Source organism: Verrucomicrobiota bacterium, from assembly GCA_038744685.1.
In the GTDB taxonomy this organism is placed as follows: Bacteria; Verrucomicrobiota; Verrucomicrobiia; order Opitutales; family Puniceicoccaceae; genus Puniceicoccus.
Window position 1 is genome coordinate 1 of record JBCDMB010000029.1, and the last position, 21,628, is coordinate 21,628.

Genomic DNA, 21,628 nt, shown 5'->3' on the forward strand with positions numbered 1-21,628 from the left:
CGGAGCTGCAGGTGTCGTCTATCGAGCCAGGCAAACCAGCCTGAACCGCGAAGTGGCGGTTAAAGTCATTTTAGGCTCGTCATGGACAAGCGCTGCGGGTCGACGACGTTTTCGCGCTGAAGCCGAGGCGGCCGCCAGTTTGAATCACCGCCACATCGTTCCGGTCTATGAAATCAACCACGCAGAGGGGCACGACTTTTACAGTATGGCTTACGTCCGTGGGGGCACATTGGGCGACCATCTCAACCTGATTCACCAGGACCGTAGAAAGGCAGTTACCTTGATGGCGAAGGTCGCCCGCACAGTGCAAGTTGCACATGATCACGGCATTCTCCATCGCGACTTAAAGCCAGACAATATATTGCTGGGTGAAGATGGTGAGCCGCTCATTAGCGATTTCGGACTCGCCTTTGATTTACGTCGTAGCGATGGCCTTACCCTCACTGGTCAGATTCTGGGGACACCTCAGTACATGGCACCCGAGCAAGCGTGGACTCATCTTGGAGGGATTACCGCGCAAACTGACATTTACGGATTGGGAGCCATTCTCTTCCACCTACTGTCTGGTCGCCCGGTAATTGAGGCCGACAATGTTATGGGGGCGATCCAGACGCTTATTTCAGAGCCCGTTCTGCGACTCCGATCAATCGATCCTGGCATCCATAGTGATCTGGAAACGATTGTCGCAAAGTGCCTCGAGAAAACCCCTACGGATCGCTACGCATCTGCCCGAAGCCTGGCCGAAGACCTTGAGGCTTGGCTTGATCGCCGCCCGATCGCCGCCCGCGCACAGACACCGACCCAGAGGTTTTTCAAGTGGATTCAGAGGAAGCCCGTTCACGCCGGTCTACTCGCATCTATCCTTCTTCTGCTACTGTCCTTCGGCATTGGCGGCCCACTTTTCGCCTTACGACAGGCATCTTTACGAGAGATCGCTGAAAGCGCAAAGGCAGAAGCTCTGGAAGCAGCCGGGCTCGCAAATAGACAGGCGAACGCAAACCGCCGACTCGCCTACGCCTCGAATATGCGCCTCATCAACATGGCAGCTCGATTCGGGACGACCCCGAAAATGGCAACGCAAACCATGTTGAAGGCTCTCCGCCCGCGAGATGGCGGAGATGATTTTAGGGATTGGGAGTGGTACTACGTCTATGGCAAACTACACTCCGCACCGATTCACATTGAACATAAGCCAAAAGGCCCGATCAATTCCCTTGGTTTTTCGCCATTTGGTGAGTCTTTGCTCGTCAGTAGCCCAAAGGGCACCGAGGTCTTCGATTCGGTCAACCGGGTCATGGGACGAAAGTTTATCGATGGCGAAGAGCACCTGTTTTCTGCCTGGAATCCGGACGGCAGGTCGATTGTAACTCTAGGAAAATCCGGTAAGGTGAAATTGTGGAACTCCAAAACTGCTGCGCTGGAATTTTCTCTTTCCGAAGACGTTCCAGCCAGATCGGTAACCTGGAGCCCCGATGGGAAACGAGTCGCAATCCTCCATGCGAATAACACGATCGGAATTTGGACTATTGAGGAATCGTTCCAGCTAGATCAAGAGCTCGTGCGCCCATCCGCTGAACTTGAACAGATCGCATGGAGCCCAAACGGCCGATACCTCGCTGGCATTGGCAAATCCGATCTCGTCTTTGCCTGGGATCTCGACCCGGAATTCTCGGAAGATTCCCTGGAAACGTTTCAGGGTCATAATAGCCCTCTTACCTCAATTGCCTGGATGCCCAGCGGCGCTTGGCTAGCCACTGGAAGCATCAATGGAGCAGTTAGAATTTGGGGTGTTCCCGGAGGCCGCAGAGTCGCTAACAGCGGCATGAACTACGGACGCGGGGCCGTGACCGCCCTCGCCTGGAGTCCTGATGAGCACGTCTTACTCAATACGATCGATGATTGGGAGGGTCTGCTCCGGCTCGATTTTGCCATGAACGACCATACGATTTACCATGAGTTTGAGGGCGTGACCTCAGCAATGGCCTGGAATGCGCATAGTCATGCTATTGCAGCCGGTAACGAAGATGGAAAAGTTACCATCTGGCGCGAGGGGCTAGCGGCGCCTTCACGCGTCCTTTGGGAAAGCGGTAAAACACTCAACTCCATTGATTGGAGTCAAGACGACTTGATTCTCCTTTGCCAGGATACATCAGGAGAGATCACCGCTATGAATGTAAATAGTGAGGATGTTGCCTGGTCGATTGAAAACCTGTCAGCGACAGCAGGTTCTTATGCCAGAAGCCCGGATGGTAACCAAATCGCCGTAATCTCAAAGTATCGGAATACTTTTCGCGTTGAAATCATTGATACCGTTAATGGGCAGCGACTGAGCTTGATCGATCTCAAGACGATCATGCCTTCAAGTATGATTTGGCCAAAGCAAGGCGAGATTCTAATTTTGTCGGGAAACGGTGGAATCGTTCGCTTTTTTCCGGAATCTGACCGAGCGCCCGAACAACTTAGGCCACCGCAAAAGAATGTCGCCTTGGCAAATCCGAAAATATCCATGAGTCCGGATAATCACCTGATCTTGGTGAGCTGTGAAAATGGCAACCTCCAGCTTCTATCGGCTAGCTCTGGCAAAGTCATTTTTGAATCGCCGGGAGAAGAGAGATTGAAGCCAGTTGTCGTTTCTCACGCTTGGCATCCGAATAATACAAACTTCGCTACGTTGGGTAGTGATGGAATGATCTCAATTTGGTCCGTTTCAGAAAAGCGTGTCATCAGAGCGTTTCGAGCACACAGCGGTGAAACCGGTTCATTGGCCTGGCACCCGGATGGCAATCGCCTTGCATCGGGTGGAGAGAATGGAGATGTATTTATCTGGGACTGGGAAAACGGAGAACGCCTTCTAGAGCTTGAAGGTCATGCAGATATGATTTATGACCTCACGTGGGACCGTGCAGCACTTCGTCTTGCCTCCGCTAGCCGAGACGGCGAGGTCAGGCTCTGGGATGCTACAGCCGGAGTCCTCCTCAGTCTCGAATGAGCGTGTCTGGTAAGACTGGGAAAACAGTAAACTATTTTCGCACGGTCTTACGAATCGTTGGAGAAGTCAGTTTTGAGTTCTTCTTTGAGCCAGGCTTTCGCATAGGCCCAGCGCCGCGATACCGTTCGGTAGGAGACACCTGTCGCATCGGCGATTTGCTGGAAAGAAAACCCGGAAAAGAAACGCATTCTGACCAAATCAGCGCTTTCCGGGTCGACTGCCTGCAGCTTGGGTAAAACCTCATTCACCGCCAGTATTAGATCATCGCTCGCTGGAGCAATAATCTGCGATTCGGAGAGCGGCACCCTTTCCAAGGAGCCACCTTTCTTAAGCTGTTTGCGCGCACGTGCACGGTCGACGAGAATCCACCGCATCACTTCCGCAGCGGTCGCAAATAAGTGGGCCCGATTACGAAAACGGCTCATACGGCCAGCATCGGAGGAAAGACGGAGGAATACTTCGTGAACCAGCGATGTGGCACTTAGAGAGGAGTTGATCGGCTCGTTCGCGACTTTGAGACGAGCGAGATTTCGAAGTTCGTTGTAGACGCCCTGAAAAAGTTCGTCCGGGTCTTCAGCAGGACCACTGTAACTCAATTCTTCAGTTTGCTGATCTTGATCGTTATGTGTCCTTGGCTTACTGGACATAGGTTTCAATTACTTGTTCGGATATAGGTTTAAATGTGGTCGATGCAAGCTAGTTGGCTTGCTCTTTTGCCTCGTTTGGGAGACGCGTTTTTTACTCGGACTCTACAGTGTATTTATCGCCGAGCGAGGGTTCTCTTCTTTACCGCTGACAGACGATAACAGATTTTCTATTTATTCTCTCATTTAGATTGGCGTTCATTCGCAGCTTCAAAATCAGCATATTCGACTCCTCTGCATTACCTTAGTCATCAATCGTAGAGACGAGACGTTTTGGTCAGATTACTCTTTCCGCAGGAGCAAAAACGGGTCTTTCCGTATATTCAGATGTGGGGTCGTAGAATGATCTTGAAGCGCGAAGACTATATCGAGAATTGGCATAGAGCTCCTGACTTCGACTTGATGGTCAAGGAATTTTAGACATCCATACTAAGCCGCTTATCGTATTCACCGATCAACTACGCAAGGGTAACTGACATCCACAAGCACAACCTCGATTTACTTCGCTCATTTCCGACGCAGTTGGGTGAAGCCAGGAGGGTTCATAATGCAAAATACAAAGATGGCCCTATTGCGCTATCTGAAGATGGGTAAAGGGTCTACGTGATTTGTTTGGTGAATGAATAGAATTTTTCCGATTTTGCGGTTGATCCTTTTTAGGCCTTCCTGAGAAATTGACCCTCAGCGGGCGGGCTGTGCTACAATTCTTTCCCCGCCGACGATCCGATTTGAAGAAAGCAAATGATCAACCAAGCCATTTTGCTTGCCTGTGTGCTTCATGGGATTTCCCACGAGTCAGTCAAAGACTTCGGACGGTTTGCTGAAACCTTAGAGATCCCGGCTTCACAAGCAGTCCAGCACCGTCAAATCTATTTCGAAAGCAGCTCTGAGACGGGCGTGGGTCGGATGGTTGATTGGGTTCCGAGCCTCAACCTATGGAGGGATGTGAGCCTGAAAATCCCTCAAGGAACTGAGATTGGCGATCTGGATGGATTGGATTGGGAAGAGAGCCTGATTTTTGGAACATTTTGGGATGGGAAAACGGGGTTTACTCGTTTTGGACAGAACGAAAAGGGGTGGCGAAATTATGGACATCGGGGTGGGTCACTAGCAGTCCAGAATCTACTGTTTTACTCCAAAAGGCAGGCGATTCATCTCGCGAAGCTTATCGAGGCTAGGATCAAATTCTATTCTGGGAAGTTTCATGATCGTGTCGGGCTGAGAAAAGCGATCGACGAAAATGAAAGAATGGGCAGGTTTCTCGGTGATCAGAACTTGGACTCTTTTAAATTGAATCTAGTGAAACCTGTAGGCGGAAACCTGGTAAACGTGGATCTAGTGATTAAAGACGGGGGTTGGATTGAGAGCGTTTCGCATCTCGGGACGGAGGAGTTTTTCCATGCAGAAAACAAAATCGTGCCCATTGAGGACGTCTTGGCATTGGTTGACCTTAACCAAATTGAAATTGAGCCAGACTCTGAGCTCGATGTATGGCTCGAGAGGAATGGAAGGGGGAGGCTCGGGGCTTACGTAGAGCCTCATCCAGTGGGCTTCGTTGTAACTGAAGTCATTGCGGGCTCTGCAGCAAAGACAGCCGGGATCTTGAAAGGAGACGTTTTGGTTGGGCTCGACTCCATTTCACTATCTGGTCTTGAAAAAGGCCAACTGAGAGATCTCTTTCTAAGCAGGCAAGACGGAGTGACCATACGGCTCATGCGAGGTTCGGATGTTATTGCGGTCGAGAACGTGGTGCCTAGGACCCAGTTCGAGGAACAAATGAACCATCTTTTTTACGGTGGCGGCGGTCAACGGTGAGGCCAACGTTGATCGGGTATGACCCGAATGCCCCTAATGTAAGCGTTGCCAGCTTTTGACCCCTCTTTAGCCTTTGCTTTTTCGGCCAATACGAACCAAAAAGGACACATCGAACTCTCGATCAAAAATTGAATTTCAAATCCGTTAAAGCCATGCCTCGTTGGACCCATCTATTTCTTACTGTCGCCTTCTTTGCCTGCGGGTCACTGCAAGCAGACGAAAAGGAGGAGCTGATTGCCCATGCCGAGAAGGTGGCCAAGCAGATTGAACAGGCGCTTGAAACCAACCTGCTCTCCGAGGCTCAGATCTACACTTATCTGGCCGTTATGGCTGGTTACGACGAAAGGGTCTACGGATCTGCGCTCGCGTTCAACCCGGCGTTTCTGCAAGGGCATACCTTTTTTCTACAAGAAAACATCACCGAGGACGGTCGCATCCTCTACTGTCCTTACGTCTACCGTGACGAAGAGTTTCTGATGCGTGCATTCGACATTGGCAATATCCGGAGGGATCACGGCTACGATTACACCACTTGGGATTGGTACAAGACTCCGATGACCCAGCAGAAACCCCACTGGACCAAGCCTTACTTCGACGACGGCGGCGGTGGAATCAACATGGTCACCTATTCGATCCCGATCGGAGAGACGGCGATCCTGACGTTCGATATGCGGGTCGAAGAATAGTCGTTGGAATTCGTTCCAAAGCCAGTTCTTCGCCAGAACTAGATGCTGCAATGGATTGAGGAAGCGGCCCGCTACATCCTTCCTTCTTCCATATCGTAAATATCGAAGAAGAAGTGGGGATAATTTCCGGGTAGGTAGTTTGGCCAGTATTCGTCCTCCATATACACTTGGACTTGGCTTGGCATTTCGCTCATCCGTGAGTCGCGCATCTTGAAGTTCCAGGCAACTACTTCCTCGCGAGTCTTTTCCGACGCGTTCTCTTTGATCCATTCGGCGACGGCTGAATCCTCTGCACCGGTCTCGACGAAATCCTTAAAAGCGTTGGAATCGACACCGGAGAATTCAAAGAACATTTGATCCAAAGGACAGTTGAAGTGATACTCGCCCGCTGTTCCCGCGAGGGTTGCCCGGCACTTGTCGAGCGCTCGCGCTGCAATGACGTAGCCCGCAATGGTTTCCTTTGGGCTGCGTGGATATTCTGTGGTGAGGTCTTTGGCTACTAGTGTGGTCATATCGGTTTTTGGTTTATTTTATACTGAAAGATACAAAATAAATAACTCTCGACCTCCTGGTCAATCAGTTTTTTACTGATTAGTAAATTATGGGGCGGCCAAGACAGTTCAACGAATCGACGGTGGTGAGTGCGGCGACTGAGGTGTTTTGGCAGAAGGGTTATCGAGCGACGAATCTGACGGATCTTTGCAGCGCGACAAAGATGAACCGTCCGAGCCTCTATGGGGCTTTTGGCGATAAAGAGGACCTGTTTATCCGCTGCCTTGAGGATTACCAAGAGAGGTTTGGGAAGCAGCTCGCAGAAGCGCAGGAAGAAGAAGACAGCGCGTTGGGCAAGATGGTTGCCTTGCTGGGGAGGACGGCTGAGTTTTTTGATTCTGAGGGTAGTCCCGGTGGTTGTTTGGTGGTTCTCAGTATGGGAGAGTCCAGAGGTTTATCACCCCGGCTGAGATCAGTTATGGAGAACATTCACAGAGAGAACCTACGGAATTTCTCTTCTTTGCTCGAGGAGGCGATTGAGGCGGGGGAGCTACCGGCGACGATTGATGTGGAATCCGTCGCAGAGTTTCTCGTCACTCAGATTTACGGTGCTGCCATCCAGGCATCGGTGAATCCCGGTCATGCGAGCCAATCGATTTCAGTCGCAGTGGACTTTTTGAAGTCCTTGTAGACGGGCCTCGGTAAGCCAAAGGCGTTTTGCACGGGAATCAACTGCCCTTGATCGTCCTCACGATCGTTTCAGCGACGGAGTCGATCCATGTCTGATCCTGGGTTAAGGCGGCAAGGCCCATTGCTCCTTCCAGTGCTACATAAACCATTTGGGCCCGCTGCGCAGACGTCTCCCGATTCTCCCCGGGTCTTTGCAGCGCTTCGGTGAGCCAGTTGATATTCCTCTCAACGAATGACTCGACTTCTGACCTCAACTCATCGGAAAGGGTTGAGGCCCCCCTCGCCAGCATTCCGCAGAGGCAGGCTTTCCCCGATCTGCGAAAGGCTTCCTGAAACACGGACGCGTAGTGCTTCGCTATTTCCTCAACATCCTGATCTTTCCTTTTCGGCGGACCCAGAACGCGAAAAAACTCCTCAATATACCGTCGCGCAGCCGCCAAAGCCAAAGAATCTTTGGTCGGAAAGTGATGATGGACGGAGGCGCTCTTGATCCCTACGACTTTCGCTATCTCTCTGAAGCTGAAGCCATTGTAGCCACGCTCCCGGATCATACCTTCTGCAAGGTCCATGATTTGTGTGCGTGTATCTTCCATTTGAAGAACCTATCACTAGATAGGTGTTGACGAAAGGCAAATTCTTCTCTTCATCCTAGTCTACCTAGTGATAGGTAGATCAAGTCAAAATCTCAACGAAACCAAAATACTATGAATGGAACAACATACATCATCGGCGGATCAAAAGGAATGGGACTAGCCACCGCACGCAGGCTAGTCGTCAAAGGACAAGGGGTCACTCTTGTCGCTCGGGATCAGGAGGCTTTGGATAAAGTCGCTTCCGACTTAGGCGGTGACGTCGAGACGGTGGTCGCCGATCTATATAACGAGGAATCGGTAAACCAGCTGATCGACCGAATCGAGAAGGAGCCTCGCGAGATCAGTGGACTGGTTAACGCCGCCGGTTACTTTTTCCCTAAGCCTTTCCTCGAGCAGTCCCGCGAAGACTACCGCAACTACATGGACCTGAATGAGGCCTTTTTCTTTATCACTCAGGCAGTCGCCCAGAAGATGAAGACCACTGGGCGTGGCGCTATCGTTAACGTAGGTTCGATGTGGGCGAAACAAGCCATCAAAGCCACTCCCTCCAGTTCCTACTCGATGGCCAAAGCTGGGCTCCACTCATTGACCCAGCACCTCGCGATGGAGCTCGCTGACTCCGGTATTCGGGTCAACGCGGTTTCTCCTGCCGTGGTCGTGACTACAATCTACAAATCCTTCATTGAGGAGGATAAGATTGAGGAAACGCTCGCAGACTTCGACGGCTTCCATCCGATCGGACGGGTCGGCCAGGCAGATGATGTGGCTGCATCGATTGAGTTCCTCCTCAGCGACGAAGCATCCTGGGTCACTGGAGCGATTTGGGATGTCGATGGTGGCGTGATCGCTGGGCGTAACTAGAAGGAACCAATCCCCATTCTTTGGGGATTCCTCTTCCGAAAAGAACCGGGAGTGCTGGGCCTAAACCCGCGCTCCCGGTTTTGCCTTTCAAAAAAGGGTGAAAAGCGAATTACTAACCCGAGAATTCGTAACAGTGATTTCGTAGCATCCGCCACCTAGGCGGATGACTTTGAATTTACGAGCATTGCCAGCTTCCAATGGCCATCGGTCTTGGTGCCCGATGCTACCAAGCGGCATCCAAAAATCTGCTTAAGTTACTATCATTCACATTTGATTCCTCTTTACCCCTTTTGCCAAAGACTTCACCGCCGCCCTGCTTCCTCATGAATCGATACAAAGACAAGGTCCTGACTGGTTTGTGAGCGTAAGCGAGACGACCATCTCACGCAATCCTGTGAAAATTGACATTCGACAAATTGGGCGTTTTTCTTGCTCTCCCGCTCGCTGCTTGGATCAACTATAGCCTAACCCAGCAATATGAAAAAACACGTTTTACTCACCTTAGCTGTCTTCGTAGTGGCTGCGCAAGCGCAAGACTCTGTGCCCACTACCATTCCCTACCAAGGTCTCATTGAGGTCGATGGCGAGCCCTTCACCGGCACCGGCCAGTTTTATTTCATGCTGGTTTCCAAGAATCCGCTGACCAGCACACCCACGACTGCCTCTGCCACTGTGACCAGTCGGGTGGATGGCGGGATAGAGGAAATCACGGTGAACACGGCGGGTTCGGGTTACACATCCGTTCCCGACGTAACCATCAGTGGCGGCGGTGGCTCCGGGGCAGCCGCGATCGCATCTATTTCAAGCGGAGGAATAATCACGGGTATCACAATCACGGATTCGGGAACGGGTTACACATCCTCACCCACCGTTACGATCTCCAACCCCCAACCAGCGGAGCGAGCGATCTGGACAAACGAATCCGGGGCTCCGTCATCACTCTCACGCCCAAGCCAGTTCGAATCAATCCCGATCGTCGAAGGGAATTACTCTCTGCGGCTGGGTGACCCAGACCTAATGCCTGCTATCTTTCCGTTTGACCTCGATGATCCAGAGATATTCCTGAAGATCTGGTTCGACGACGGTACCAACGGAATCCAACAGCTTAGCCCAGATCAGCCCATCGGTTCGACGCCTTTTTCTTTAATCGCTCGGACGGTCATTGGAGCAGGCTCTGTCGCCTCGGGAACAAGTGCTGTCGCCATGGGCGACTTCACGACGGCCAGTGGCTTTGCCGCTACTGCCACGGGTAACCGCACGGCTGCCAGCGGCAGCGAGTCTACAGCCATGGGTAACAGCACGACTGCTAGTGGCTTTGCCGCTACCGCCATGGGTAACCGTGCGACTGCCAGCGGCAGCGAGTCTACTGCCATGGGCGACAGCACGGTTGCCAGCGGTATTCACGCAACTGCCATGGGCGACCGCACGACAGCCAGCGGTAATAACGCTACAGCCATGGGTAGAGAATCAACTGCCAGCGACTTCGCTGCTACCGCTATGGGCAACTTCACGATTGCCAGTGCCGGCGCTGCTACCGCAATGGGTGAACGCACGACTGCCAGCGGCGGAGAGTCTACCGCTATGGGCGCCTTCACGATTGCCAGCGGCGAGAGGTCTACCGCCATGGGTAACAGCACAACAGCCAGCGGTCGTGTTGCTACCGCTATGGGCGTGGTTACGGTTGCTTCGTCTTTCTCTGAGACGGCGATCGGACTTTTTAATACAACTTACACGCCAGCATCGACGTCATCGAGAAATAGCAGCGACCGCCTTTTCGTGATTGGCAATGGCTCCTCTGTTAATAACCGCTCCGACGCACTTATTGTTGAGAAAAGTGGTCAAGCCTTCTTCAAAGCGGATCCCGGCGCTGTCGATGGATTCTTTCCGAACAACTATGCGGCCGTAATTGAAAATACCGATGCCACTATTGGTGGTGATGCGCTCGCTATTAAAGTTCAAACGGTTACCCCCAATAACGCTGTCAATTTCCTAGCCTTCTTTGACGGAAACGACACCATCTTAGGTGAAATCGACGGTAATGGGGCTGGTGGCGTAAGATTTCAATCCAACGGAGCCGACTATGCGGAATACCTCCCGGCTCTCGATCCGGATGAAGAACTGGAGGCCGGCGACCTCGTGGCCGTCCGCTCTGGCAAGATCACTCGGGACACCTCCTCTTTTGACCAACTGATGGTCATTTCGACCAATCCCATCGTGGTCGGGAACCGTCCAGAGGACTCCACGGGCTACCACAAGGTTGCCTTCATCGGCCAGGTGCCAGTGAAGGTGAGCGGTCCCGTCCGTTCCGGAGACTACCTTCTCGCCTCCGGGCTGAACGATGGCACGGCGGTCGCCAAGCCTGCCGAAGAAATCCGCGCCAGCGACCGCAGCCGCATCATTGGCCGCGCCTGGGACAGCAGTGATGCCGCAGGCGAGAAACTCATCAACGCTGCCGTCGGTTTGGATCTTGGCGAAGCCCTCGTCTCGGAGATTGAACAGCTCCGGTCCCAGCTGAGTCTCGTTATCGCAAGGCTTCAAAAGCTGGAAAACTCCGGAAGCGGAGCAAGTCCTACGACGGCCCCCTGAGGCGCACCTAACTCTTCATTTGTCATGAGAACTCTACTCGCTTTCTTTCTCACGGTTTCCAGTGTCTCCGCTCAGCAGAGCAGCACCAATTACTCCATTCCAATCTCCAGCATTGATGGTGGAAACGGCACGTCCTCTTCCAGCAACTATACGATCGTCACTAGCTCCATTGGGGGGATTTTTGGACGAGGCAGCTCGACGAGCTACTCGGTGAGGAGCGGTTATGTCGAGCAGTTCTCCTCGTTAGCCGACTTCATGCAGGGCATTGACCTGCGGGACTACGACAGCTGGAGTACTCAATTCCCAGGCACGGATCTCACCGACCGTCAGGGTGATGCTGACGGCGACCGCGTCAGCAATGAAGATGAGTTCATTGCGCTGACTGACCCCACCGATCCCAAATCCTTCCCATTCCTGGAGATTTTGTCCGTCGATCTGATCAATAACACAGTTGAGCTTCGCTTCTCGCCCTACGAGACAGACGCTACCTTACGAACTTATCTCCTCCTCAGTCAGGAAGGCCTCACTGGAAGCTTCTTGCCGGTTCCCGGTGTCGTCCCAGTCGCATCCGGTGATGATGGCACTTTCACAGATTCCCGGACGGCCCCGGAACGACTGTTCTACCGGCTACGGATTTCCATCCCGAGCGAATAGAGTGGGGCGAATCCTGGGATGCCCACCCTCGAGTTCGGATCACTTTCATGCTCATGAAAATCACTGCAACCCTTTGTATCACCTTAGTGCTTTTTTCGTTGGGTTGTTCCAGTCTTCTCGTGGGCTTCGAAGAAGACGCGTTGAGGAAGCAGTATCTCTCCGGGGAGATATCCGGCGACGAGTATTGGAGCCGGCTGGATCATCTGAGGACCAAGGAGAAGGAGATGCAGGCATGGGATGGACCGCTGTTCGGTGCCGAATCGGGCAAAAAAAGCCTCTGACGAGAACGATAAAGACGGCAGGGATTGATCGAAAGGGATCAAACTGAGAATACAGTGCTAGCGAATTGCTGCGCTGGAGAAATGTAGGAGTTTACAGACTCTCAGCTATGCTTCCTTACCGAAGAGTCTGTTGCATCACCGCCCGTATCTTCCCACGAACCGTTTCAGGTTCGTTGATCTTTTTCTTTAGCGCCTGATCCATTTAGTTTCCTATTTGACCCACTACTGTTTTCTTAATCCTGAGTCATTTATGAAGACTATTTTGGTACTTGCGTGTTTCCTCTCTATTTCAGGCTCTGTTGCACCATTTGACCATATTGGGGAAAACTATTGGGTCATATTTGAGGATTTTACGGGAGATGCTCGCACAGATATTGCCATTACCTCGGCGCGCCCTTGGGGAAATGCTGGGATGTGGTGGTGGATTTACTCAGCACAACCCGATGGCAGCTACACTTATTTCGACGATGTATTCTTTCACCCCAAAGCCTTCCGCATCTATCCACTTGAAAAAAATGGGGCAGAACTAGTCACATACTATCGGTCGGATTCTAACTCTGGAAGTCTCATTACCTACCGAATTCAAGATGAGATCGAAGAGACCTCAAAGGTTACGATTTATCCTAAAGAAGGTGATCAAGAGTTATACGAAGATCACTTCTCCTATCTATGGAAGTTTCCTAGAGCGCTCAAGATCCCTACCAATAAGATAAGATTCGATGGTAATTCACTGTCGATACAGGAACACTAACGAGTCCAAGGACGGGTACCTAGGAGTGTGACGAACTCAGTAAACCGCGAGGCCGTAAGTAATACTTTAATTGTTCGCATTCCAGGGAAAGAGACTGATTGGATGATCGGAATCGGGATGGGCCTTTGCAGAATAAGATATATGGGAGGCACATTCACGGCGACTGAGCGCCGTGGCTACCTCTTGGATTTTTCGTAGTTGAATCGGTTCTTCGCTTCTATCCAACGGCTCATGTATTCCGTGCTGCGGTGGTGGTGGTGGCGGAGCATTTGGCCGACGAAGTGGTTTTTGCGGTTTTCGGTAGTAAGGGATTTTAATTGTTCGATCAGGCTGGGTGCCCATTCCTTGGCGAGGAAGCGGTCTTTGACGATGCGGTAGCCTTGGTGCTGAACCGTTTTCCATAGATCCGGCTTCGTGTAGAGCTCCACAGCGGTTTGGGCGAGACCGGGTGCATCGGCGTGTATCAGGCAGCCCCAGTCGATGGGCCCGTTCATCGATTCCGCTGCAATGGGTGTGACTACTGTCGGCGTGCCGGAGCAAAAGCCGTCAGCGACCTTGCCTTTCTGTCCGGCACCGAAACGGAGAGGTGCGAGGTTTACCCGGTAACGTCCGAGCGTTTTCATCGACTCCTCGGCTCGACCGCAGAAGTAGATTCCGTTTGCGGCGTTCTCTAGTTGCCGGACCTTTTCCGGCTCATAGGAGCCGTATAGGTGAAGCGCGGCGTCGGGTAATTGCTGGCGGATGATCGGCCAAATTTGATCACAACACCAGTGGACGGCATCCCAGTTGGGTGCGTGAAGGTAGTTACCTATCATCACGAAGTCTTTTCGGTCTTCGAAAGTGGATGTCGAAGGTAGAGGCGAATCCAACATCAGAGGCAGATAACTCAACTGAGTGGCAGGCACTTGAAAGACCGATTGTAGGCATTCGATTTCGAACTCGGAAATGATCCAGCTCAGATCGGAACGAAAGATCGCTGCAATCTCACGGAGTGCCACGTCATTGAAAAGATTCAGGTTACCCCCGTGCTTCAACTGCTGCTCGCGTGCTTCCCGTAGACAGTGGAGATCAATGGTATCGAGAATTCGTAAGGTATCGGGACAGGCTTTTTCGATTCGCCAGCCGAATTGCTCTTCCGTCATGTAGCGGTCAAACACTACGAAGTTTGGCGCCAGCGATCGCACCCAATGATCGAAAGCGTCATCGTTGACTTGTGATTTTCTGGTCGAAACACCTTTCTTGAGGAGGTCGTCGGAGTGCTCGGTGGGCTCTGCCGTTGTCGTAAAGGTCACTGACCAATTTACGGTTAAGAACGCATCGATAAGCCCCATCGTCCGGGTGCCAGCAGCACTCGAGAGGGGCTCGGGGTAGACTTTGCCGATGACTAAGACTTTCATTCAGTCGAAGTGGAGGTAAATTGTTATAAGGATGAAACAGGATTCAACTTACGTCCGCAGGCGATCCTGAATGTGCGTTGCCTTAAAGAAAGCTGGGGACGAAAGAACTTCTCTCACAGAGGCGCAGAGCGCACGAAGGATGTTGAGAATAGGATGGTTATTCTGGATTTAGATTTCCATGGATTATTCTGGTGATTCCGTTCTTCATCAGTTCCTCCCCAAAATTTAGAAGGTAACCAAGGCGGCAATCGGTGAGTTTCAAATAGGTAAGAAGCTGCTTCTTGTGCGCCGGATGAATCTTCTCAACCGACTTTAATTCAATGATGACTTTCTCGTTCACGAAAAGGTCCGCACGAAAACCCTCATCAAAAGTCATTCCGTCATATTCAATGCGAACGGGGTGCTGGCGCTTTGCGGGTAGACCTTCGTTCTCCAAAGAACGAGCAAGGATGGTCTCATAAACCGATTCAAGGAGCCCGGGTCCAAGTTTCTGGTGAAGTTGGATAGCGGCAGTAACGATGATTGATCCAATATTGTTTTAGTTCATCAAAATATATACATGTGTTCACTATTTTTAATATGCAAGCTTTCTGCTCCGTGGGCTCTGAGCCTCTGTGAGAATTTTTTAAAAGGATAAGCGTCAATAAGCGCTGCATAAGCGGTTTCCGGCTACGCCGGACCTCTGACCCTTTACATGATCCCTGAAATTTGTGAAATACTGACTATGGAGTCCACGATCACCAGCGGTGCGGTCTACCCGCAGGAGGTTTGGCGGGCGATTGCTCAGCGTCAATATGAGCGCGCAAATCAGTGGACGGATCCCTACCGCGAGAGAAGAGCGAGTGGAACACTTCATCCTGTCTACGATTTTCTGTTTGTTTATTATCGGGTCAGGCCGACTCAGCTCGAAGTCTGGCATCCGCAGTTTGGCATCACCCTTACTGGTGCTGGTGAGGAGACCTTCTATCAACATCGATTCTACCGGCATGATTCGAATGACGCGACGCTCGATCCGAGTCGAATGGAGCCGAGTGCGCGCCACCGTCTTGAAATGGCCCTCCGACTTTGCGAGACGGTTTACGAACGTCCGCCCAAGTTTGGCTGTTTCGGGATGCATGAATGGGCGATGGTCTATCGCGGAGACTTCGAGGGCGAGATCCGCCATTCGGAACAACTGCCTCTCCGACTAAGCCAGAAGGAAACTGACGCGTTCGTGCGGAGCCAACCGATCGCTTGCAGCCATTCCGATGCGTTTCGATTCTTCAGCGAAGGGGCAAAACCCTTTAACCGAGTCCAACCCACCAAGGAGACCCGAATCGACCATGAGCAATGTGGCTGCCTTCATACCAATATGGATCTTTATAAGATCTGCGGTCAGTGTATGCCCTGGGTGGGGAGCGACCTCTTGTGGCGGTGTTTCGAATTCGCGATCGAGGCACGCATCCTCGATATGCGGGCAAGCCCCTATGATTGCCGTTCTCTCGGTTTCGATCCCATTCCCATTGAGACGCCCGAGGGAAGGGCTGACTACGAGCGGCTTCAGCGGGGACTCCACGAGCGGGCGCAGCCGCTACGGAAAGAAATCATCGACTGTCTTCAGGATGTCTTGGTAAGAGGCAAGAGGGGTTGAAAGAAAGTTTATCCCGGATCTAGCCTAGGGCAGCAGTGGGGCGTTTCGCAAACCCTTCGCTAGGTTGCCGTCAATAGCTTCTCAGAACTGGATGGGTTTTCCGCTTGAAGGTCCAGGCCGGTCAGGCATCGGTCGAGCACACTTTCTGTGGAAATCGTGGACAAGTCTCCGCCGGGTAGTGGATCGATGGTCCAGTCGCGATGACGGTAGGGTATGGAACATCCGGGAGTGTCCGCACTGCGATTTAGAACCATCAGCACACGGAGTTCGAGCGCTACCGCCAGATGAAGAATGCCGGTATCTCCTCCAAGAACCATGCGAGAAAGAGAGAGGAGGCCTGCGGTTACTAAAAGGGAGTGGCCGGCAAATACAGGATAGGCCTTGGATCGAGCATTTTCGAGCCGGAGTCTGTCTGACGGGCCGCCGCAGAACGCGACCTGCACTCCACGGGAACGGAGTTGATCGGCAACCGTTAGAAACCTTTCGAATGGCCAGTCCTTCCTGACGCTACTGGTGAACGGCTGAATCATTACTGTGTGTCGATCCGGGTAGAGTCCACATTCATTGAAGAGAGCCGCCGCCTGTTGTCGGTAGCGGTTGGGAAGAACAAACCGGTTGTCAGGTGAATCTTCCCGAAGTCCACATTCTCTCAGCAGCGTCAGATTCCAATCAATTGTATGGCGGTCGAGTTTCCGAAGAACGGGGCGCGTGTAAAACCGACTTCTCGAGTCTTTGTACACCGATCCCCATCGCTCTTTGGCTCGACTAAATCGCGTGATCCAGGCAGTTTCTCCATAACCCTGAAAATCGATCACGTGGGTGAATCTCTTGCTTCGAATCAGGCTGAGAAGCGAAACAAGAACCGGGACCGCAGGCCAAAATTTCTTAACGGCAGGTCGATCAATTGCCATCACTTCATCAACGGATGCGAACCCTTCCAGCAATGGGGCGATGGACTTGCATACAAGGAAGGTGATGTGAGCGTTGGGCCTGTTCTTTCGGACTGCGTTCACCGCTGGGAGCGTGTGAAGAACGTCGCCGATCGATTTGAACCGGATAATGAGTATCCGTTCTTGATGAGAGTCGTTCATCCGGAACGTGGCAGCGCAACAGATCCTAGAGGACAGATTCTGGATTCTTTGCTGGACGAAACCCAATCCGCACGGTGAGTCCTTCGCTGGCATCAAAAGACAGGTTCCAATCCATTCGTCGGCAGATGCGGGCGACAAGAGCGAGGCCAAGGCCGCCGCAGGGTAGGGGATGGCCGCGGTCGAGGGCGTTCTGGATCTCGGCAAGTCCATCCATTCCCCGGCCATTGTCGCGGACGGTCAGGCATTCTTCGGTAAGGGAGACTGTGATCGTATTCGCTTCAGCGTGCTGGATGGCGTTGTGTAGCAGGATTCCAGCGACAAGGATCACCATCCGAACTGCAAGAGGTTCCAGTGGATCCCATTCCTTTGCATCCGATAATGTTCCTGCAAAGCTCTCGCGGTATTCTGCGATCATGGTTTCCCATTCGTGGTCAAGGCTGGCGCCGGACAGGTGTTGCTCCTGGCGCGCGAGGGCAAGGAGGCCTTCCACGGTGTGCTCCATGCGTTGGACCGACCTTTTCAGTCGTTCGAGGCCGTCTGGGGAGAGTCCTTGTTCTTCCGCGATTTCACTGAGGCCTTTGATGATGTTGATTGGATTGCGCAGCTCATGGCTCGCTTCACGGAGAAACGCGCGTTCCCGATCCAGTTGGCTGGTGCGTTGAACCAGATAACGCTCCAGCGCTTCGGAGAGTAAGCGGGTTTCCGCGTCCGGCAGATTTTTTGGGGGCGCCTCGGTAGGGTCATCTCTCTGGAGCCATTGCGTGAGTTCCTCAATTGGGCGAACGGAGATTCTGGCAATTAGGAGACCGATGAGAACGCCCGCCGCAGAAAGACCCAATGCACCGGCCCAGATGACTCCTGTGGCTCTCTTCTCCAACGCTTCAATTTCCGGTGTGCGCATGATGGCAACCATACGGGTGCCGTCTGATTCGGATACGATGAGAAGGTGGAGTTCTTCGGCTGTCTCGACGTTTTCCTTGGGGTGGGAGAACTCATGGTATCCATCCTCTAACGTCGCAATCCTTTCCGCTAACGCTGTTGGAACGTCCTGTTCAGGAGTGACGATTACCAAGGGAGGTTCCGTCTCACCACTCTGTGCGTTCGCCATGACCTTCGCCAATTGCTTGCGGTAGGTCCAGTCCTCGGTCTCGTGGTAGACGAGGAAAATCAGAAATCCGAACAAGGATGCGAGCCCGATGGAAAAAAGAGCAAACGCCCAGATCAACCGCTTACGCATGGCGTGCTTGGACGGCGTGACCATAGCCGCGGATAGTGTGGATTAACGGATGGGAGAATGGTTTATCCACCTTTTGCCTGAGTTGATAGATGTGTGTGCGGATCGTCTCATCCTCGACGAAGGTCTCGTGCCATACCCTCCTGGCCAGTTCTTCTTTGTTGATCGCTTCGGGGCTCATGGCGCAGAGGGTTGCGAGCAGGTCAAACTCGAGTCGGCTCAGATCGAGTGGCTTACCGTCGCGCTTGGCCGAACGGACGTCGAGGTCGAGGAGAAGGTCAGCCACCTCGATCTGTCGAGTGGTGATGCCCTGACTGCGTCGGACTAAAGCTTGCAGCCGGGCATGTAGCTCCGCCAACGCGAAGGGTTTGACGAGATAATCATCCGCCCCTGTGCTTAATCCCTCGACCTTGTCTTCGATGGTATCCCGGGCGGTTAGCATGATGATGGGAAGATCGGCCTTGGCATCCTTGCGCAACTTTTGACAGAGCTCCAATCCGGAGATGCCCGGAAGCCCGATATCAAGGATGATCGCGTCCGGAGTCGAAGTGGTGGCTAGATGCAAACCGCTCAGTCCATCATAGGCGTGGTCCGATTCCACCCCACGGGCAGACAGGTACTCTGCAATGGTCGTGGAAAGATCCACATCATCCTCGATCAATAGCACCTGCATCAATTGACCCTACCAACGGATGAAGACTCCAGCAACACTTGCTGCGGTCAAATCACTCATCACCAAAGGACTGTCTGCTGCTTCGCCCAAATACTGCTCCAGCTGAATCAAGGTGAAAAAGCTGAAATGTTCGGTGAAGTCGTATTGGAATTGAACTACGTATTCGATGTTCTTGATTCCGGCCTTGGGATTGTATTCGGGCAGACCCGTCCGCTCCGACTCTTGGGCGGTGATATTGAATTCGGTCTCCATATGGGTTTTGTCCCCTCCCGTGAGACCAAGGCGCTGGCGGAAAGCGACCCGGTCGGTGATTTGCCAGTCGTAGCCAGCACCGGTAAACCAGACGAGGCCTTTTCCCCTGCCCAGAATATCGGGTTGAAGGGAGCCGTAGACGTAAAAACTGTCCCATTTGTAAGAGAGTTGAAAGTTCCCGTCGAGCGTATCATCGATTTCGTCAAGACCTTCGAAGTCCGCGCTCTCACCATCTCCTCCTGCCTCGTATTCAATCGCGACGAAAAAGTTGAAGTCCTCCGTGATGTCGAATGATCCGGAAACCCCGATCGGATAGACCGCGTATCGGTTGTTCCACTTGTCTTTCACTGAGAAACGCAAGAACGGAAAAATTTCACCTTCGGTTTCATCTGATCCCGGGTAAGTGGGTTCGATCCCCCACCCAAGGAATCCGTCGATCCACCACGGCTTCTCCTCATAGTCCTGCCGATACCAAGGGCCGAACGGGTTGCGATTTGTATCCGCAAACAGGGTCGTTGCGCACAGCAAGAACAAGAGGATAGATAGATTTCGTTTCATAGATTGCCGCTTGTGAGTAGGAGATGAGGAGTCTGCCAGAAGGCACGTGAAGAAAGCGTGAAGTCCGCGTCATGGTTTCATAAAGAGTGAGGATTCCTCTTAGGGAAGCGCAGGGCGCGCGGAGTCTCGTTTTCATCTCTGGGAGGTCCTCGTTTGTTCTGGTGGAGAATGTTCTTGGAACGTTGGAATCACCACGAAGAGCACCGAGTGTCACGAAGCTATTAGTGGCTTGGCTCTCTTTCGTTCTTTTCTCGAACGATTTTTTGAACCTCGGTCTCTTGGGTCTTTACTCAACCGAGGTTTTGAGGAGTGTCCTTGCAGCCAATGACTGAATCCGGCCAATCACTACGAAGAATCACCCGTTCGCTCATCCAATTTCTGATTTCGTGGAAAGGATTGATCCTCGCTGCGGTGGTTTTGTTCCTCGCCTACAGTATTCTGAATACCCGGCTCGGTGTTCACCTTGTGCTGGATGTTTTCACTGAGCTTGGGGAGGAGGAGGAAGTGATCCGCCCTGCTTCCCAAGGGCCGCTAAAGATCTCAGCCGTTCTAACGCCGGTCGAGACGATTCCCCTCCCAGAAGGAATCGAACAACCTTCCGGCATCAAACATCGAAACAGAAAGGTTTATATTTCGACTGATCAGGTGGAACTCTTTGTGTTGGGGGTCGACTTTAAGGAAACCAAGAGTTCTACGGTATTACGAAAGGGACCCCTTCTGTTTAAACAGGGGATCCTGGAGGGAATTGAGGTTCAGGAGGGTCGTCTGATTGGGGTCGGCGAGCTGGGAGAAATTCCTGTTTGGGTCAAGGATAGCTATGGAGGGTGGCTGGAGGTTGCGCCCCTTTCGGTGTCTCATCCGGTAAAAGCTCTTGAGTTCACCGGGATTGCTCAAACGCCGGATGGACTTGTTGCAACCGTTGAGGGCTCTCTGGAGTTGCTCGCTTTGAAAACGGCCACTCCGATCCAACTCTCTTTTGGCTCTTTTGTGAAGGAGGACGGGGATTTACTCGGACTCGCGTTTTCCGGTATCGCCTACCATGACGGAGCTTACTTCCTCCTGACTGAGCAATACACCTCGGTTTTGGTTTTCGGTGCAAAGAGCGCCGCCCTTCAGTATGTGTTCGAGGTTGAGCCCTCTGCCGCGGCGGATCTTTCCTATTACGACGGGAAGATCTACGTCGTGATCGATCATAATTACAACGAGCCTCGGCCCGATGTTCAGGTTTATGATATTGAAGCTGCGATGGCTGAATTGGATTCTGAATCGTAGCGGATTCATTCGTCATCTCATTGGTTTGGAAGTAGCGGGTGCAAGGCTAGTTGACTCGATGATTGCGCTCCCTCGAGCGAGCCACCATCTGGGTTTTTCCTTTTTCTGGTGAACACTTGGTAGATGGGTTCCTGAACCCGATACAGATCAGTGTAGAAGATGGCACAGGCACCTAGCCGGAACCAAACGTGTGGATCGTCCATGCGAGCAACAGGGCAAAACTAGGTAGCAGTGACTAGGCTGGTTAGTTCTGCGGTCGCACCAATCAGACGTCCAAGGAAAGGATGATCACCATACAAACGCTCAGAAATGGAGAAGGTGCGCATTACGGTTGGTCGAGATCACGAGGCCTACTTAACCCACTGAACGATCCCATAGAATCTTAGAGTCAACCGGCAGGCTGAGCCTTTTCGATGTTGCAGCCATTCGGCCTTCGCTGTAGGGGTCTCTCCAGATGGTTTGCTTGATTCTTACGGCTC

At 52.4% G+C, this 21,628-nt stretch carries 20 protein-coding genes; 11 read left to right on the top strand and 9 right to left on the bottom strand.

Annotated features, from left to right (window positions below):
* Positions 1 to 2,989: WD40 repeat domain-containing serine/threonine-protein kinase (locus AAGJ81_13475; protein ID MEM0967149.1), on the top strand; the 2,989-nt coding region annotated here is incomplete at its 5' end.
* A gap of 47 nt (positions 2,990 to 3,036) precedes the next feature.
* Here AAGJ81_13475 and AAGJ81_13480 read toward each other — a convergent pair.
* Entirely contained in the window at positions 3,037 to 3,636 is a 600-nt protein-coding gene (locus AAGJ81_13480; protein MEM0967150.1) for an ECF-type sigma factor, read from the bottom strand.
* A gap of 738 nt (positions 3,637 to 4,374) precedes the next feature.
* Here AAGJ81_13480 and AAGJ81_13485 point away from each other — a divergent pair.
* Positions 4,375 to 5,448 (top strand): PDZ domain-containing protein, encoded by a 1,074-nt coding sequence (locus AAGJ81_13485; GenBank protein MEM0967151.1) that lies wholly within the window; start codon positions 4,375 to 4,377, stop codon positions 5,446 to 5,448.
* Positions 5,449 to 5,600: 152 nt separating this feature from the next.
* Positions 5,601 to 6,134 carry a cache domain-containing protein gene (locus tag AAGJ81_13490; protein MEM0967152.1) on the top strand — a complete coding sequence of 178 codons (534 nt, stop codon included), beginning with the start codon at positions 5,601 to 5,603 and terminating at the stop codon, positions 6,132 to 6,134.
* A 71-nt stretch (positions 6,135 to 6,205) separates the two neighbouring features.
* Here the strand turns inward: AAGJ81_13490 and AAGJ81_13495 are convergent, their stop codons facing one another.
* The gene (locus AAGJ81_13495; GenBank protein MEM0967153.1) at positions 6,206 to 6,646 is read right to left on the bottom strand and encodes a DUF5069 domain-containing protein; all 441 of its coding nucleotides are present in this window, start codon (positions 6,644 to 6,646) and stop codon (positions 6,206 to 6,208) included.
* Between the two features lie 89 nt (positions 6,647 to 6,735).
* Between AAGJ81_13495 and AAGJ81_13500 the strand changes: the two genes are divergently transcribed.
* Positions 6,736 to 7,317 carry a TetR/AcrR family transcriptional regulator gene (locus AAGJ81_13500; GenBank protein ID MEM0967154.1) on the top strand — a complete coding sequence of 194 codons (582 nt, stop codon included), beginning with the start codon at positions 6,736 to 6,738 and terminating at the stop codon, positions 7,315 to 7,317.
* 37 nt (positions 7,318 to 7,354) lie between these two features.
* On the opposite strand, the gene AAGJ81_13505 is transcribed toward AAGJ81_13500, so the two are convergent.
* Positions 7,355 to 7,885 carry a TetR/AcrR family transcriptional regulator gene (locus AAGJ81_13505; GenBank protein MEM0967155.1) on the bottom strand — a complete coding sequence of 177 codons (531 nt, stop codon included), beginning with the start codon at positions 7,883 to 7,885 and terminating at the stop codon, positions 7,355 to 7,357.
* Between the two features lie 135 nt (positions 7,886 to 8,020).
* On the opposite strand from AAGJ81_13505, the gene AAGJ81_13510 reads away from it, so the two are divergent.
* From AAGJ81_13510 to AAGJ81_13530, 5 genes are all read left to right on the top strand, one after another.
* The gene (locus AAGJ81_13510) at positions 8,021 to 8,770 is read left to right on the top strand and encodes an SDR family oxidoreductase (GenBank protein MEM0967156.1); all 750 of its coding nucleotides are present in this window, start codon (positions 8,021 to 8,023) and stop codon (positions 8,768 to 8,770) included.
* 477 nt (positions 8,771 to 9,247) lie between these two features.
* Entirely contained in the window at positions 9,248 to 11,356 is a 2,109-nt protein-coding gene (locus AAGJ81_13515; protein ID MEM0967157.1) for a hypothetical protein, read from the top strand.
* Between the two features lie 24 nt (positions 11,357 to 11,380).
* Positions 11,381 to 12,010: a hypothetical protein gene (locus tag AAGJ81_13520; GenBank protein MEM0967158.1), complete on the top strand. Its 630-nt coding sequence runs from the start codon at positions 11,381 to 11,383 to the stop codon at positions 12,008 to 12,010.
* 53 nt (positions 12,011 to 12,063) lie between these two features.
* On the top strand, positions 12,064 to 12,291 hold the full coding sequence (locus AAGJ81_13525) for a hypothetical protein (GenBank protein MEM0967159.1): 228 nt from the start codon (positions 12,064 to 12,066) through the stop codon (positions 12,289 to 12,291).
* Between the two features lie 250 nt (positions 12,292 to 12,541).
* On the top strand, positions 12,542 to 13,042 hold the full coding sequence (locus AAGJ81_13530) for a hypothetical protein (GenBank protein MEM0967160.1): 501 nt from the start codon (positions 12,542 to 12,544) through the stop codon (positions 13,040 to 13,042).
* 176 nt (positions 13,043 to 13,218) lie between these two features.
* On the opposite strand, the gene AAGJ81_13535 is transcribed toward AAGJ81_13530, so the two are convergent.
* Positions 13,219 to 14,439 carry a glycosyltransferase family 4 protein gene (locus tag AAGJ81_13535; GenBank protein ID MEM0967161.1) on the bottom strand — a complete coding sequence of 407 codons (1,221 nt, stop codon included), beginning with the start codon at positions 14,437 to 14,439 and terminating at the stop codon, positions 13,219 to 13,221.
* A 157-nt stretch (positions 14,440 to 14,596) separates the two neighbouring features.
* The gene (locus AAGJ81_13540; GenBank protein MEM0967162.1) at positions 14,597 to 14,971 is read right to left on the bottom strand and encodes a GxxExxY protein; all 375 of its coding nucleotides are present in this window, start codon (positions 14,969 to 14,971) and stop codon (positions 14,597 to 14,599) included.
* A gap of 162 nt (positions 14,972 to 15,133) precedes the next feature.
* Between AAGJ81_13540 and AAGJ81_13545 the strand changes: the two genes are divergently transcribed.
* Positions 15,134 to 16,069: a 3-methyladenine DNA glycosylase gene (locus tag AAGJ81_13545; protein ID MEM0967163.1), complete on the top strand. Its 936-nt coding sequence runs from the start codon at positions 15,134 to 15,136 to the stop codon at positions 16,067 to 16,069.
* 59 nt (positions 16,070 to 16,128) lie between these two features.
* On the opposite strand, the gene AAGJ81_13550 is transcribed toward AAGJ81_13545, so the two are convergent.
* The 4 genes from AAGJ81_13550 to AAGJ81_13565 are packed head-to-tail and all read right to left on the bottom strand — an operon-like array spanning position 16,129 to position 19,877.
* Positions 16,129 to 17,160 (bottom strand): glycosyltransferase family 9 protein, encoded by a 1,032-nt coding sequence (locus AAGJ81_13550; protein MEM0967164.1) that lies wholly within the window; start codon positions 17,158 to 17,160, stop codon positions 16,129 to 16,131.
* A gap of 25 nt (positions 17,161 to 17,185) precedes the next feature.
* Entirely contained in the window at positions 17,186 to 18,397 is a 1,212-nt protein-coding gene (locus tag AAGJ81_13555; GenBank protein ID MEM0967165.1) for a HAMP domain-containing sensor histidine kinase, read from the bottom strand.
* A complete protein-coding gene (locus AAGJ81_13560) occupies positions 18,390 to 19,067 on the bottom strand; it encodes a response regulator transcription factor (protein ID MEM0967166.1) in 678 nt (225 codons plus the stop codon). The genes AAGJ81_13555 and AAGJ81_13560 overlap by 8 nt, the downstream gene beginning before the upstream one ends.
* Positions 19,068 to 19,076: 9 nt before the next feature.
* Positions 19,077 to 19,877: a MipA/OmpV family protein gene (locus AAGJ81_13565; protein MEM0967167.1), complete on the bottom strand. Its 801-nt coding sequence runs from the start codon at positions 19,875 to 19,877 to the stop codon at positions 19,077 to 19,079.
* A gap of 324 nt (positions 19,878 to 20,201) precedes the next feature.
* Between AAGJ81_13565 and AAGJ81_13570 the strand changes: the two genes are divergently transcribed.
* Entirely contained in the window at positions 20,202 to 21,149 is a 948-nt protein-coding gene (locus AAGJ81_13570) for a hypothetical protein (GenBank protein ID MEM0967168.1), read from the top strand.
* Positions 21,150 to 21,628: the final 479 nt, after the last annotated feature.